The sequence below is a fragment of the Xanthomonas floridensis genome (genome assembly GCF_001642575.1).
Classification (GTDB): Bacteria; Pseudomonadota; Gammaproteobacteria; order Xanthomonadales; family Xanthomonadaceae; genus Xanthomonas; species Xanthomonas floridensis.
This window is the reverse complement of the sequence record NZ_LXNG01000030.1, coordinates 1-14,260: the sequence shown is the minus strand read 5'-3', so window position 1 is coordinate 14,260 and position 14,260 is coordinate 1. Positions and strand designations below refer to the sequence as shown.

The following is a 14,260-nucleotide window of genomic DNA, read 5'->3' as shown; positions in this document are numbered from 1 at the left end:
CCAGTCGCGTCGATGCACAGCGTCATGCGCGGCGGTCCCTCACCCGGGCGCCGCGCGACTCCGCTGCCGCCCGGCGCCGAGGATTAATTAGGAACGTTTCGCGATGATCTCCGGTATTTCCCGCCGCAAGAAGCGCAAGCTCAAATCCGACATCAACGTCGTGCCGTACATCGACGTGATGCTGGTGCTGCTGATCATCTTCATGGTGACCGCACCGTTGCTGACCTTGAGCACCGACGTCAGCCTGCCCAGTTCGCGCGCCAAGGCGCTGGAGAGCAAGCAGGACCCGGTGGTGGTGGTGGTCGCCGCCGATGGTCAGCTGGCCCTGCAATTGCCCAAGGGCAAGCCGCAGGCAATGGACGTCAATGCGCTGCAGGCGCAACTCGCCGCCATCGTGGCGCAGGACAAGGATGCCCGCGTGGTGGTGGCCGGCGATCGTGCCGCCCCGTACCAGAAGATCATGGACGCCATCGATGTGCTCAAGCAGGCCAAGGTCGAGAAGGTGGGCCTGATTTCCGACTCCGGCGGCACCGCAGGCAGCGATGCACGCTGACGCATTCCCCACGCAAGGTGCGCGCGAGGATGGCTGGCTGCGGCCGGTGGTCCTGGCCTTGGTCGTGCATGTACTGGTCGCGCTGGTGTTCATCGCCGGCTGGCTGTGGTCGCCGGAACGTTCGGTGGAACCGGCTGCGGGCGACCCCAGCATGGAGGCTTCGCTGGACGTCTCCGCGGCCGAGGCGCGCGTGGCGCGTCAGGCATTGAAGGCCACCCCGGTGGAGGCACCGCCCCCGCCGGCACCGCTGCCCGAGCCTGCGCCGGAAGACAGCGTGCCGCCACCGCAGCCGATTCCCGAGCCGCACCCGCAGGATGCGCCCACCCCGCAGCAGGCGCAGGCGCAGGAGCGCGTGGCCCAGCCGGACAAGATCGACCAGGACAAGGTCGATGCGTTGGCCATTTCCGCTGAAAAGGCCAAGCAGGAACAGGAGGCCAAGCGTCGCCAGGAACAGATCGACCTGACCGAGCGCAAGCGCCAGGAAGAGGCCGAGCAGAAACTTCGCCTGGCCAAGCAGCAGGAAGAGGCCGACGCCAAGAAGAAGCAGGCCGCCGCGCAGCAGGCAGCCGCCGACGCCGAGCGCGAGAAGAAGATTGCCGATATCCGCCGCCAGCGCGAGCAGGCCACCAAGGAAGCCGCGTTGGCCGAGCAAAAGCTGCGGCAGGTGGCCGCTGCGCGTGCGCAGCAAGCCTCTGCCGCCGCGGCGACCAGCGCGCAGCCGACTGCAGGGCAGGGCGGTACCAGTACCGACCTGTCGGCCAAGTACGCCGCCGCGATCCAGCAGAAGGTGCTGGCGCAGTGGGTGCGTCCGCCCTCCGTGCCGCCCGGCCAGAAGTGCACCATCAACATCCGTCAGCTGCCCGGTGGCAGCGTCATGGAGGCCAAGGTCGCGCCGGGTTGCCCATACGACGAGGCTGGCCAGCGCTCGATCGAAGCGGCGGTATTGAGCGCGCAGCCGCTGCCGTATCGCGGCTTCGAATCGGTGTTCCAGCGCAACCTGACCTTCGTGTTCACCGCGCAGGATCAGTGATGCCCGCACCTGGCGTCGGCGTGGCAGTGCCGGCCGGCGCCGCAGCGCAGGTGCCGGGTGTCGGTTGCCGGGAGGTGTCGCTGGCGTTGGGATAGAGTCGTCGCCGCCGGCCAGGCGACGCCCAGCCTTTTTCTATTCCATGACGTCGCTGTGCCAGGCTTCTGCTCGCTCCATTTTCACGCTGTCGCGTTCATGATTGCGAGTATGTTCACTCGCTGATTGGTATCCCTTGCCCACTTTTCCTGCCAGATCCGAGCCGTCCATGAAAAAACCGCTGCGTTGGCTAGCCGCCCTGACCGCCCTGTTGTTGCCGCTGAGCGCGCTCGCGCAACAGCAAGGGCTCACCATCGATATCGTGGGCGGTAGCGCCTCGGCGACGCCGATCACTGTTGTCCCCATGCCCTACCAGGGCTCCGGAACCGCGCCGCAGACCGATGTGTCGGCCGTGGTCGGTGCCGACCTGGATCGTTCCGGCCAGTTCCGCACGCTGCCTGCCGCGCAGATCGTCGAAAAGCCGACCCGCGGTACCGAGGTGCAGTTCCAGACTTGGCGCACGCTCAAGCAGAACTACATCGTCGTCGGCCGCGTGATGGACGCAGGCGAGGGCGCGTATCGCGTCGAGTACGAATTGTTCGACGTGGCCAAGGGCGAGCGCATGCTCGGTCTGGCGATGACCGCGCGCGCCAATGCGATGCGTGACGTTTCGCACCAGATGGCCGATGCGATCTACGAAAAGATCACCGGCGTGCGTGGCGCATTCTGGACCCGCATTGCCTATGTGACCGCCAGCGGCAAGGGCGGCGCAATGCGCTATGCGCTGATGGTGGCCGATTCGGACGGCTACAACCCGCAGACCATCGTGCGTTCGGCCGAGCCATTGCTGTCGCCGAACTGGAGCCCGGACGGCAAGAAGCTGGCTTACGTGAGCTTCGAGCGCGGCAACTCCTCGATCTACCTGCAGGACATCGCCACCGGCGCCCGTGAACTGGTGTCCAGCTTCCGTGGCATCAACGGCGCGCCCTCGTTCTCGCCCGATGGCCGTCGCCTGGCGCTGGCCCTGTCGCGCAGCGGCAACCCCGAGATTTACGTGATGGACCTGGGCAGCAAGCAGCTGACCCAGCTGACCAACCACTTCGGGATCGACACCGAGCCGACCTGGGCGCCGGATGGCGGCAGCATCTACTTCACCTCCGATCGCGGCGGTCGTCCGCAGATCTACCAAGTGGCCGCCAGCGGCGGCAGCGCCAACCGCGTGACCTTCCAGGGCAACTACAACGCCACTGCCAGCGTGTCGTTCGATGGCAAGAAGATCGCCGTGGCCCAGGGTAGCGGCAACAGCTACCGCATCGCGATGATGGACCGCAGCCTGGGTTCGCCGAGCTGGAGCACGCTGTCGCCGGGGTCGCTGGACGAATCGCCGAGCTTTGCGCCTAACGCCAGCATGGTGCTGTACGCAGCGCGCGAGGGTGGTCGTGGCGTGCTCTACGCGGTGTCTTCCGACGCTCGGGTGCGGCAGCGTCTGGTTCTGGCCGATGGCGATGTGAGAGAACCTGCTTGGGGGCCTTACCGAACCGCGCATTAATGTTAATATTTCGCTGCGTTAAATCACTCATTGGCCCAGAGCCTCCATAGGTATCCCATGAACAAGTCCACCCGCGTCTTGCTTGTCTCCCTGTTGTCCGTTGCCGTGCTGGCTGGTTGCTCCAAGAAGGTGAAGGAAACTCCGCCTCCGGCAACCGATACCACCGCTGGTTCCTCCGTGCCCACCGGTCCGTCCACCTCCGGCCTGTACGGCCCGGGCGACCTGGATACCGATGCCTGCCTGCGCCAGCGCGTTGTCTACTTCGATCTGGATCAGGACTCCCTGAAGCCGGAGTTCCAGGCCATCATGGCGTGCCACGCCAAGTACCTGCGTGACCGTCCTTCTTCGCGCATCACCCTGCAGGGCAATGCCGACGAACGCGGTTCGCGTGAGTACAACATGGGTCTGGGCGAGCGTCGCGGCAATGCCGTGTCGTCGTCGCTGCAGGCTGCCGGTGGTTCGGCCAGCCAGCTGACCGTCGTCAGCTACGGTGAAGAGCGTCCGGTCTGCACCGAAACCAGCGAAAGCTGCTGGTCGCAGAACCGTCGCGTCGAAATCGTGTATACGGCTCAGTAAGAAGCGATGCGCTTTCGAGTGACATCCCTGTTCGTCGCGGCGGCCCTTGTGGTCGCCGCGCCGGCATACGCCCAGCGAGCCAGTCTCGCTGATCGTGTGGCCGTGCTCGAGCAACAGCAGGCCAACAGCCAGGCCAACAACGATCTTCTCAATCAGCTGCAGCAGGCGCGTTCGGACCTGCAGGCATTGCGCGCGACCGTTGAACAGCTGCAGCACGACAACGAGCAACTCAAGCAACAGTCCAAGGACCAGTATCTGGACCTGGACGGACGTCTGAACCGGCTGGAAGGTGCAGGTGGCGCAACGCCTCCGTTGCCTTCTGCCACCGGCAGCGTCACCCCAGCCCCGGCTCCGGCCGCGCGGCCTGCAGCGGCGGCCACTTCCGAGAAGCCGCCCACTGTTCACGGCGATCCAGGCACCCTGGCCGTCAGCAACGATGAGCGCACTGCCTACAACGTTGCGTTCGATGCACTGAAGAATGGCAAGTACGACGATGCGTCGCAGCTGTTCCTGAGTTTCCTCGAGCTGTATCCCAACGGCGTCTACACCCCCAATGCCTTGTATTGGCTGGGTGAGAGTTATTACGCCACCCGAAATTTCCAGCTGGCCGAGGCGCAGTTCCGCGATCTCGTCAGCCGCTATCCCACGCATGACAAGGCCGCTGGCGGTCTGTTGAAGCTTGGCCTGTCGCAGTACGGCGAAGGCAAGAACAACGAAGCCCAGCAAACCTTGCAGCAGGTCGTCTCGCAGTATCCCGGCTCCGACGCAGCACGTGTGGCCCAGGAACGCCTGCAGTCCATCCGCCTCGGCCAGCAACTGCGCTGAGCCCGCGCGTCGTCGCCGGTTGGCGCGGCGCATACTTTGCCCATGAACGCCGCCGCCGTCCCCAGCGAGATCGTCCAGTCGCCATTGCCGCGATTGAAGATCACCGAAATTTTCCTGTCCCTGCAAGGCGAAGCCGAGGCGGCTGGCTGGCCAACCGTGTTCGTGCGCCTGACCGGTTGCCCGTTGCGCTGCACCTACTGCGACACCGCCTACGCGTTTCACGGTGGCCAGTGGCATGACATCGACGCGATTGTGGCTGAAGTCGCCAGCCATGGCGTGCGGCATGTCTGCGTGACCGGCGGTGAGCCGCTGGCGCAAAAGCGCTGTCTGGTACTGCTGCAAAAGCTCTGCGATGCGGGCTTCGATGTCTCGCTGGAAACCTCCGGCGCACTGGATGTCTCCGAGGTCGATGCGCGGGTCTCGCGCGTAGTCGACATCAAGACGCCCGCCTCCGGCGAAGCGCAGCGCAACCGCTGGGACAACTTGCCTCTGCTGACCGCACGTGACCAGATCAAGTTCGTCATTTGTGGTCGCGCCGATTACGAGTGGTCGCGCGAGATCGTCGCGGCGCACGCGCTCGAGCGTCGTTGCACGGTGTGGTTTTCGCCCAGCAAGAGCGAGGTCACGCCTCGGGAGTTGGCCGACTGGATCGTCGCCGATCGCCTGCCGGTGCGCTTCCAGATGCAGCTGCACAAGATCCTCTGGGACGACGAGCCGGGCCGCTAAGGGCGGCAACTGACCGGCACGTCGCCTTGCCCGATATGCATGCCGAACCGACGGCGCCGTCGCGGCCTGGCGCCGACCCTGCTAGCCTTTGCGTCTTGATGCTGTCGATGCCTTCCTGAAATGAAAAAAGCTGTCGTTCTGTTGTCCGGAGGCATGGACTCCGCCGCCGTCATTGCGCTCGCGCAGGAGCAGGGCTTTGCCGTGTACGCGTTGAGCGTGCGCTACGGTCAACGCCACACTTCCGAGCTGGATGCCGCCGCACGCATTGCCGCAGCGCAGGGCGTGGTTGCGCACAAGGTGGTCGATGTGGATCTGCGCAGCATTGGCGGCTCGGCGCTCACCGACGACATCGAGGTGCCGGACGCAGGCGGCGATGGCATCCCGGTCACCTACGTACCGGCCCGCAACACCATCATGCTGTCGCTGGCGTTGGGCTGGGCCGAAGTGGTCGGCGCCAACGACCTGTTCTGCGGCGTCAATGCGGTCGATTATTCGGGTTATCCGGACTGCCGGCCGGAATTCGTGCGCGCATTCGAGGTGCTCGCCAACCTGGCGACCAAGGCCGGCGTGGAGGGCGCCGGCCTGCGCGTCCACGCGCCGCTGCAGTTCCTCAGCAAGGCCGACATCGTGCGCGAAGGCGTGCGCCTGGGCGTGGACTTCGGCCTAACCGTGTCCTGCTACCGCGCCGACGCCGACGGACGCGCCTGCGGCCACTGCGACGCCTGCCGGCTGCGCGCCGCCGGCTTCGCCGATGCCGGCGTTCAGGACCCCACGCATTACGCGATTTCGTCTTGACGCCTGTGTAGGGTAGAATGCGCACCCCGGCGCACAGTCGGGTCAGTGGGCCGTTAGCTCAGTCGGTAGAGCAGAAGACTTTTAATCTTTTGGTCGATGGTTCGAATCCATCACGGCCCACCAACTAAATCAGCAGCTTAGAGGGCGCCGTAGGCGCCTTTTTTGTGTCTCCGGGAAAATTGCCGGGAAAATCAGTGGCCGTGGAGCATGCTCCACGGCCACGAAGTGGGATGGCATGCGCCGGCTAGCGCGGGCCTTCATTGCCGGCACACTCTTGGAGATCACATTGCGTCATCTTGCAGGTCATGTGGCCAGGCGGATGCAGCCGTGTCTTCTACCGAGGTCTGCCCAGGGCCGCACAGGATCACGTGGTCTACATCTACTGGATAAGCGATTGCACCCGACGTGTTCGTCGTGCGCCTCCACTGGCCCGTGCTTGCTTGCGCAACCAAGTGAGGACTCAAGTGCAGAATCGACACGCATGCAGACATGCAACTTGCCCAGTACGATGCTCTGCGCATCGCCGCCTAGCAAGACCTCTTCAAGGCCGGTCGCTTCGCAGGCGATCAGAACCGGCGCCACTTCTTGCTGTGCATCGGAATGCAGCATCGCCAGCAAGTAGCCCCGCATTGTCTCGAAGCTGAGGACGACGCCCGCGCAGACGCGGAATTGCTTGTTGGCGCTCATCGCTGAGCCTCCGCAAACGAGCCATCAACGGCAACAACCGCTACATCGACATCGACAGGCGTGAGGATGCGGATGGGCTTGCCAATGCCTTTGAGGCTCGGCGTCACGTTGAGCGAGTCGGCACCGCTCCATTCAACGACGATGGCGGTCAAATCGAAATGATGGGCGAGCTGACGTGCCGCAAACGCGGGCATTTCTTGGGTGTAGTAACACATGCTGAATTCCTTTTGTGTTTTGAGTCCGCCACCCAGACGCCAATCGGGGTGGTGGACGGTACGCGGTTGGCGTGCCGGCCAAAAGGAACCGGTGGGCCTTGCGGCCCCCGCGCACCGCCCGCCATAAAGCTGGCCGGCATGCGCCCGCGACGACGCTGGCGATAAAAAAGCGCCTTGCATCGGTCGATGGGCGCTGGTGCGCCTTTTGATTCGGGACGCCAATCCCGGTCGCCGATTGTGCGGCGACGTAGGAATACTCGCTCCGATTCTTGGGGCATGTCAATGAAAACCCAGCCGTGCACGATGGCGCCGTGAGCATCCTGATCACGCGAAGCAAATTTGTTCGACGCGCTGATCACTGATCCGCCGCATGCCAGCGGTGGGCTGCACGCGGCCGCGCGGGCCAAGCCGCCCTCGGCAAAGTACGTCCAGGGCGGTGGCGCGCAACTGCATGCCGACTTCGTCGGCGACGAACGCGACCAACGCTCTCACCTGAAATGGATGCACCTGTGGCTGTCCGAGTGCGCGCGCGTACTCAAGGACGGCGCACCGGTGCTGCTATTCACCGACTGGCAGCAGCTGCCGCTGACCACCGACGCGCTGCAGATTGCCGGCTTCACCTGGCGCGGCATCACCGTCTGGGACAAGACCGAGGGCGTGCGGCCGCAACTGGGCCGGTTTCGCAACCAGGCCGAATACATCGTCTGGGGCAGCAAGGGCAACATGCCGCTGGATCGCCATGCGCCTGTGCTGCCGGGTGTCATCCGTGAGTCGGTGCGCAAGGCTAGTAAGCACCACCTGACCGGCAAGCCCACCGAGTTGATGCGGCAGCTGGTACGCATCTGCGAGTCAGATGGGCGCGTGCTCGATCCGTTTGCTGGCAGCGGAACCACTTTGGTGGCTGCGCAGTTGGAAGGATTCGAGGCAGTCGGAATCGAGGTGACCGACCAATACGCCTCTGTCACCCGCCAAAGGCTTGGCAACACGCGGGCGAGTATTTGATTCACTAGCCGCCCATCTGGGCGGCTTTTTTACTTTCCGTTGAAGTGATCTACGGGCTGTATCCGGGTATAAACATGCATGCACCTATCTTTCCGCCTTGTTCTTTGCAAGCAAGCGCTTTTTCCCAAAGCGGTTGTGCAAAACAGCCAAAGGCCAGTCCTAACACGAAGCAGGCCGGAAGATAAAATCCTAGCCTATGAGTTGGTGGCTCGCGCTTCATCGAGTAAGCATTTACTAAGCGCATGCCGTGACCGATCAGCCATAGAAGAGGCAACCCCAGGCCAAACGCCCATGTCATAACGCCGATAGAAAAATGTTCCATGCTTCCCCCTGCAAGTATTGAGCAGCGATCATATCCACTTGCAGTTCATGTTGTGAATCTGCGGTCAAAAAATTGATTGGAAGCACATTTTCGTTTGATCTTACAGATTGCGCGTCCCAAAGTTTTCAGAAATCGAGAGATCTAACGTGCGGTTGTTTGACGCTGAGCGATCACACGAAATTGGCCCTGATCGCCGTAGCGCGGCCCTTTCTTGTCGATCTCGGCGCATAGCCTGTCCTTGCCACAGGCAACAAGATTGGCACGAGCAACACGATCCAAAAAGGCGATTTCCGCCCTGAGTTGGGCGGCTTCAGTGATAGCCGCTTTTGTGCTGTAGAGCGCGTAGCCGGCGACGACGACGCTGATGATACCCGCCACCACCAGGGCAATCGATGCGATCCACATGCGCCGCGTTGTCGTTGTTTCCAGGGAACGCTGTGTGTGCGCGTAACGCTGGGTCGCCTGCTGGACCGTCTGCTCCGCAGTTGCCATCTTCTTGTTGAATCGCTCGGCCGCCGGTTCCAGCGTTTGCGTCAGCGCCTGATTGCTCAATTGCGTCAGCCGGGGAAGTGCGCTTTCCACGACGCGATTGACGCGCTGATCGGCACTGTTGACGGCGCTCTGCAGAAGCTGCAGCTGTTCCCGGACCAGTTCGTCCAATGCGTGCTCGCGCCGTTGCAGCGTCCCGATCATCGCCGCCAGGGCCTGGATCGATTCTTTTAGCGTGCGTTCCGACCCGTGGGCATCGGGTAGTGCGGAGGTGTTCTGCATGTCCATAGTGTTCTCTCGATGATTCAACTTGCTGCACGTGTTCCGGCTATCCACCACCGCCACCACCGCCGCCGCCGCCGCCATCTCCGCCACCACCACCGTCACCCTGCGGACCTTGCATCGCCGGGCCGTTGGCGAATTGCGGCAGTGTCATCACCATCACCGGGCCACGGCTGGTCTGCACCTCTGTCGAGACCTCCATGTTCAGTGCCTGGCGCGTACTCGCCTGCTCCTGGGCTTCCTGCATCGCCTGGGCATCCAGAAATTCGTGCCCTTGTTTGGCAAGGGCCTGGCTGTAGGGACTGTTGGCGACCCGTTTCAAGGCCTGTTCGATCGCCAGTTCGTCTTTGCAGTCGATGGCGTACAGCAACTCGTCCACATCCGGATCGCCGGTGATGTTTTTACGCTGCGGCTGCGGCCGATCTTCTTGCTCGCCAGCGGCAAGAGACTGTGGCGCGGTGTCTGTCGGCGGGGCGCGTGGTGGTCTCAGTCCAGAAGGGCCATCCGGATCGTACCCATCACGTAATTCCAACTCGGTAAACGGTCGCTCACCACGGTCCACGCGCGCCTGTCGCGCTTCTGCGATGCGGTTTTCTGTTTCGAGGTCCTGTTCGAGTTGGATGCGCAGCTCACGCATGGAGCGCTCTATTTCCTCCCAGGAGTCCGGATCGGCGGGCACAGCGACAGGACGGTCGTGCTCATCTGCCAGGGACGCGGAAAGCGGCTCGCGCGCATCGACCGCGTCCTCGGGTGCATCGGCGGAGCGGCCAGCGGTCGGCATGTCCAGCGATGGCCCTGTCGCTTGCGCGAGGTGTGCGGACACTGGCAACGCTGCAGGGGGATCTGGTGCGCCCAGTGTTTGAGCCTGTGGCGTACTCGCCTGTTGCTCGTCGCGCTGTTCTGCGGCGACCGGCGTGGCGAGCGATGGCGCGGAAGGCGGGGTCGCCGCCTGGGCCAGGTACGCGTCCGCCGGCTGCTCGGGCTGCTGCGCCGGTGCATCTTGCTGCGCACCCGATGCTTGCGCCGCAATCGACCGTTGGCTGCTGTGCAGGTCCGCGACCTGCTGCTGATCTGCCGGTGCTGTCTGCGCGGTCGCCGCGCTCTGCGCAGTCTGCTGCTGGACTTCCTGCGGGCGCACTTCTTGCGCTCGTTGGCTTTGTGGCCGCTGCTGCGCTACGTCGGATGCCTGTGCTTGCGCAGGCTCTGCCAACTGCTCCTGGGGCCGTTGGGCGACGTCATCCGGGGTAGACCGCTGCTCGGGCTGGCGCGGCGATGTGTCTTGCGCATGGAGCGACGACGGCTCGCGCGAGACGGCCTCCTGTGCCGGCTCCTGCTCGCGTAGTGGAGCCGCTTGGGGGTGCAGCGGCTGTTGCTCGGGATGTTGCACCGTCTGCGCCTGCAGGCGTTCCTGCTGGCTCTGCTGGGCGTCCTGGGTCTGGCGTGTTTCCTGCTCGCGCTGCTGCGTCTGCTGGGCCTGCTGCCGCATTTGTTCGCGCTGCTCGGTCTCGTGCGCCTGCTGCTGGACTTGTTCGCGTTCCTGGGCAGCCTGTGTCTGGCGTTCTTGCTGCTCCAGCTGTTGCGACTCTTGCCGGCGAAGCTCCTGAACTGCATGCGCCTGTAGCGCCTGAGCATCCTGTGCCCGGTCTTCGTGCGAGGTCTGCTCCTGCAGCGTGTGCGCGCGTGCCTGTGCCAGCTGTTGGTCTTGCGCTTGCCGGTCCTCCTGCTGCCGTTCCTGACGCGCCTGCGCGGCGCTTGCCGCCTGGCCCCGCGCCTGCACGTCGAGCGCATGCTGGTTGGAGGGGGCGGAAGACGACGTGTCCGCATCTGCGGATCCGTCCGATGAGCGAGGCGCAGAGGCCAGCTGCCGTATCGGCAAGGCCGGGTTCTGCCGCGCCTGTATCTCCTGCAGTGCCTGGCGGATGTCCTCGGTGCTGGTGACTGCTGCAATACGCTCTACACCATCGGGACCGCGTTGCAGATGCGCAATCGGACTATCGGCGCCAAAGCTTCCACCAGGGCCGCGTTGCAACTGTATCGCGCCATCGCCCGCAAGTCCCTCTGCCTCGCGGGTGCGTTGCGTCGCCAGTTCGATCGCTTCACGCCATTGCGGCTGCAACTCGGTGCCGACGATGCGATAGCGGTAGAGCGTCTGCTCGCCTTGTACGTCCTGCGGCGATTGCTGGATGGCGGCAATCGCCTGCGCCTGCTCGGCCAGTGCCGGTTGCAGCATCGCGCGCGTGGTCTCCAGTTCCAGCACGCGGTTGCCATCGGGTGGGGCGCCGTTGCTTGTCCACTGGCCTTCGATATCGCGGTAGTAGCGCTGGCCGTTCGAGGCGGTCAAGGCATCTGGATCCGGCAGCGCCTGCTGCACCGCTGGCGACATTGGCAGGCCATCGGCCGCCCAGCCGCTGCGGTGGTGCGCCAGTTCGTAGCGCGCGGCAATGGCGCCGGGACTGTTGGCGATGTTGCGGGCGATGGTGTCCTGCGCCTGCGCGTCCAGTTCGGCTTTGCGGTGCGGCAAGGCGGTTTCCTGCACGTAGCTGCCGCGATCATTGGCGCCAGCGATCTCGGCCTTGACCAGCCGATGCCACTGACCGTCCGCTGCATCGCGTCGCCAGTCGGCGCTGCTCAGGCTGGGGCGGTCAGTGGCATCGGCCGGCTGGCGATACGGATCCTGCGGAGCGGGGGCATCCTTGAGGGCGAGCGCTGCAGCGGCGTTGGTGGCCTGGTAATTGAGTTCGCGTGCCTTCTCGAAGCTGGCGACGATGGTGGTGGAGGTGGGGTTGTCTACCCCGTCGTTGGTGGTGTCGGCTTTGCCCTCGCGCGTCCAGGCGGTGCCGTTGAACGACCACTGCGTGCCGGCGCGATCGGTCTGGGTGTAGATGGCGCGGTTGTCGAGCAACGCGGCGGCCTTCTCGCCAGCGGTACTCAAGAAATACGCATCGGCCGCGATCAGCACCATCGGCCCGGCGCCCGAGCTACCCAGCGCGTAGGCAGCGGCAGTACCGCCGGCCCAGCCACCGACGTTGCGGCCGGCAAAGTGCGCAAGCTCCGATTGCGCGGCGAGCGGATTGTCTTGGCCGAGCAAGTGTGTGGCGCGTTGGCCGGTCATCACCGTGTCGGCGGCGGTGGCGAGCAGGCCGGCGGTGCGCAGTGCCTGGCCTGCAGATAGATCGCCGGCCAGCAGCTCGGCGGTGGCGAAGCCGCGTTGCGAAACTGGTGTGTACGGCGCATGCGGTGTAGCGGCTGCGCCTTGGCGAATGCTGCGCGCAGCACCGCCGATGGTTGTCGGCGTGTCATCTAGGACCTGCTGGACCAAGGCCGCGTTGGACTCGGATAACGTCACGCGCCCGGCATCCTCGGCGTGCGCGATGGCCATGCGAAATTCCTCGCGGCCGGCAATCTCGCGGGCAAGGACATCGGGTTCACGTGGGACACCGACCAGGTTGCGCCCCGTTGTGCGTGCGACATCGATCACTTTTGCGATCCGCTGCTCGGAGTGGGTGATCGCGGCCCATTCGGATTCGACATTGCTCATGGAGCGCAGCGTCTTTAACTGATCGGCGTGGGCAGTGCGGTACTGATCAATATCGGAGATGGTGCTGCGGTTTTGCGCGTTCGTTTCGGCCTTGGTCAAGCGATCTGGGGTAGTTGCAAATGCATCGCCATTGATGAGGGCGATTTTGAGTGTGTCTCGAAGATCTTGCACTTGAGTGGCAATTTTTCTCAGTGCTACTTGATCGTCATCCAGCGCTGCCTGACCAACATCACTTTTCTCAAGCCGATTCAGAACGTCTGTGACTCCATCTGTATAAGAACTTCGCGTCCGCCCCCGATGAGGCGATGTTTCAATTGCGTCGGCTAGTTTGCCGTCTACCGGCAAATACAATCGATTTGCGGACGCATGCTCATCGATCAGGCCATGCTCAGTCAGCTTGTTGAGCAAAAGATGATCGCGAAAAACATCTTGCTCAATTACATGATGACTATGAAGGATGACTTGGTTGGCAGGCATGCTTGTCGGCTCTTTGGTCGCGATAGACAGTCAGTAATCCGAAGCGTCGATAAGTCGGACTCCACGTGTTTTTGGTGATCTGCCGAACCCGTTTTCGATCAGCGCATCACGTAATAGGCGATCGCAGAAAGCGTCTGCTGTGTACGGCGTCCGAAAGACGTGGGCCGATGCAACGACTTCCTTATCGAAAGCCAAGCTCGCACCGCCAGTCAGATCGAAGTACTTGCCTTTCGAATATCCCTCCGTCAGAACCTTCACCGTTGACGCACCCTCGTCGATGGCATCAATCACTCTGGTGACATCACACAAGTAATGTTGAGGGCCTTGCGATCCGTCTTCCAAAAGAAAATCGCAGGGCACGAACTCGAACCCTTCGGGATCAATCGATTCAAGCACTTTTTTCAACGGGTCAGAGGTTAGCCAGTATCCGCTAAAGCCACCTTGCAGATCATTCGGCATCTGTCCTCGACTTTGGTTATATCGAAGGCGCGGAGCTTCTTTCAGAAGCGGGAACCCTCCGTCCGTTGGCCGAATAATTCCTCTCCCTTCTGGGCGTAGCGCCTTCTCGTTCTCAAAGACCACCCCATGTCCAGACCGACCACCGCGCATATCCGGCCTGAAGATGTAGAACGCACCTTTCTGAGGTGCGTTGTGGAGTGTTGCGCGGGCTTCTTTTGCTTCGTTCATAGGTGCTCTCTCAACAATCCAGCATGCTTCGAACAGGTGCCCACAGGTGAGTCGCTTCGCTGCCTCTCCATCAGATGCCCACCTCTGCGCGTGACCGCCCGTAATGGAGGCGGGGCCGGCGACGGATGCTGGGCATGCGGTAGACCCTGTTGGAACCGGATGCAGCCTCCTATGTTGCCCGTCTTCAGCGACCGACGCAGTAGGAAAACCCCGACGCCCACTGACAGCGCTGGCCCTAGCTGTGTAAACCCATCACGTTGTTCATTGGAATTGGAATTCGGGAGATGGGGGGTTTGTAGCCGAGGCTGGCGTGTGGCCGATGCCAGTTGTAGTGATGCAGCCAGCCCTGGAAGGCGTTGGCGCGTTGCGTGGAGTCGGTATAGGAGCGCGCATAGGCCCATTCTCGCAGGCTGGTCTGCACCAGCCGTTCGGCCTTGCCATTGGTGCGCGGCGTGTAGGGTCGGGTTCGCAGAT

Annotated in this window: 15 protein-coding genes and 1 tRNA gene; 9 read left to right on the top strand and 7 right to left on the bottom strand. The window is 63.3% G+C overall.

The annotated features are described in order from the left end of the window. Window positions 1-103 precede the first annotated feature (103 nt). From tolR to A7D17_RS16135, 8 genes are all read left to right on the top strand, one after another. On the top strand, window positions 104-553 hold the full coding sequence (gene tolR / locus A7D17_RS16170) for a protein TolR (RefSeq protein WP_064510025.1): 450 nt from the start codon (window positions 104-106) through the stop codon (window positions 551-553). Continuing rightward, window positions 543-1,583 (top strand): cell envelope integrity protein TolA, encoded by a 1,041-nt coding sequence (gene tolA, locus A7D17_RS16165; RefSeq protein ID WP_064510024.1) that lies wholly within the window; start codon window positions 543-545, stop codon window positions 1,581-1,583. Before tolR ends, tolA begins: the two co-directional genes overlap by 11 nt. Before the next feature lie 262 nt (window positions 1,584-1,845). Further along, complete coding sequence (tolB, locus tag A7D17_RS16160; RefSeq protein WP_064510023.1) at window positions 1,846-3,165, top strand: Tol-Pal system beta propeller repeat protein TolB; 1,320 nt, start codon at window positions 1,846-1,848, stop codon at window positions 3,163-3,165. Window positions 3,166-3,222: 57 nt separating this feature from the next. Further along, window positions 3,223-3,741: a peptidoglycan-associated lipoprotein Pal gene (gene pal, locus A7D17_RS16155; protein ID WP_016904129.1), complete on the top strand. Its 519-nt coding sequence runs from the start codon at window positions 3,223-3,225 to the stop codon at window positions 3,739-3,741. Between the two features lie 6 nt (window positions 3,742-3,747). Then, window positions 3,748-4,566 carry a tol-pal system protein YbgF gene (gene ybgF / locus A7D17_RS16150; protein ID WP_064510022.1) on the top strand — a complete coding sequence of 273 codons (819 nt, stop codon included), beginning with the start codon at window positions 3,748-3,750 and terminating at the stop codon, window positions 4,564-4,566. 42 nt (window positions 4,567-4,608) lie between these two features. Further along, window positions 4,609-5,292, top strand: coding sequence for a 7-carboxy-7-deazaguanine synthase QueE (queE, locus tag A7D17_RS16145; RefSeq protein WP_064510021.1), 684 nt, complete (start codon window positions 4,609-4,611; stop codon window positions 5,290-5,292). A gap of 120 nt (window positions 5,293-5,412) precedes the next feature. Next, complete coding sequence (gene queC, locus A7D17_RS16140; RefSeq protein WP_064510020.1) at window positions 5,413-6,087, top strand: 7-cyano-7-deazaguanine synthase QueC; 675 nt, start codon at window positions 5,413-5,415, stop codon at window positions 6,085-6,087. Between the two features lie 47 nt (window positions 6,088-6,134). Further along, window positions 6,135-6,210 (top strand) — tRNA-Lys (locus A7D17_RS16135). Window positions 6,211-6,390: 180 nt separating this feature from the next. Here A7D17_RS16135 and A7D17_RS16130 read toward each other — a convergent pair. Both A7D17_RS16130 and A7D17_RS16125 read right to left on the bottom strand, forming a co-directional pair. Continuing rightward, window positions 6,391-6,774, bottom strand: coding sequence for a hypothetical protein (locus A7D17_RS16130; RefSeq protein ID WP_239692231.1), 384 nt, complete (start codon window positions 6,772-6,774; stop codon window positions 6,391-6,393). Further along, window positions 6,771-6,989: a hypothetical protein gene (locus tag A7D17_RS16125; RefSeq protein ID WP_064510019.1), complete on the bottom strand. Its 219-nt coding sequence runs from the start codon at window positions 6,987-6,989 to the stop codon at window positions 6,771-6,773. The genes A7D17_RS16130 and A7D17_RS16125 overlap by 4 nt, the downstream gene beginning before the upstream one ends. 339 nt (window positions 6,990-7,328) lie before the next feature. Here A7D17_RS16125 and A7D17_RS16120 point away from each other — a divergent pair, with 339 nt between their 5' ends. Next, window positions 7,329-7,991, top strand: a complete 663-nt coding sequence (locus tag A7D17_RS16120; RefSeq protein ID WP_095522618.1) for a DNA methyltransferase — start codon at window positions 7,329-7,331, stop codon at window positions 7,989-7,991. Between the two features lie 49 nt (window positions 7,992-8,040). On the opposite strand, the gene A7D17_RS24225 is transcribed toward A7D17_RS16120, so the two are convergent. From A7D17_RS24225 to A7D17_RS16100, 5 genes are all read right to left on the bottom strand, one after another. Continuing rightward, entirely contained in the window at window positions 8,041-8,313 is a 273-nt protein-coding gene (locus A7D17_RS24225) for a hypothetical protein (protein WP_139052499.1), read from the bottom strand. Between the two features lie 141 nt (window positions 8,314-8,454). After that, entirely contained in the window at window positions 8,455-9,168 is a 714-nt protein-coding gene (locus A7D17_RS16115; protein ID WP_095522619.1) for a hypothetical protein, read from the bottom strand. Continuing rightward, the gene (locus A7D17_RS23710) at window positions 9,131-13,099 is read right to left on the bottom strand and encodes an AHH domain-containing protein (RefSeq protein ID WP_153041979.1); all 3,969 of its coding nucleotides are present in this window, start codon (window positions 13,097-13,099) and stop codon (window positions 9,131-9,133) included. The genes A7D17_RS16115 and A7D17_RS23710 overlap by 38 nt, the downstream gene beginning before the upstream one ends. A gap of 30 nt (window positions 13,100-13,129) precedes the next feature. After that, complete coding sequence (locus A7D17_RS23095; protein WP_082862068.1) at window positions 13,130-13,786, bottom strand: imm11 family protein; 657 nt, start codon at window positions 13,784-13,786, stop codon at window positions 13,130-13,132. A gap of 235 nt (window positions 13,787-14,021) precedes the next feature. Next, window positions 14,022-14,260 (bottom strand): integrase core domain-containing protein (locus A7D17_RS16100; RefSeq protein WP_153041978.1); only part of this gene is annotated, 239 nt, incomplete at its 5' end.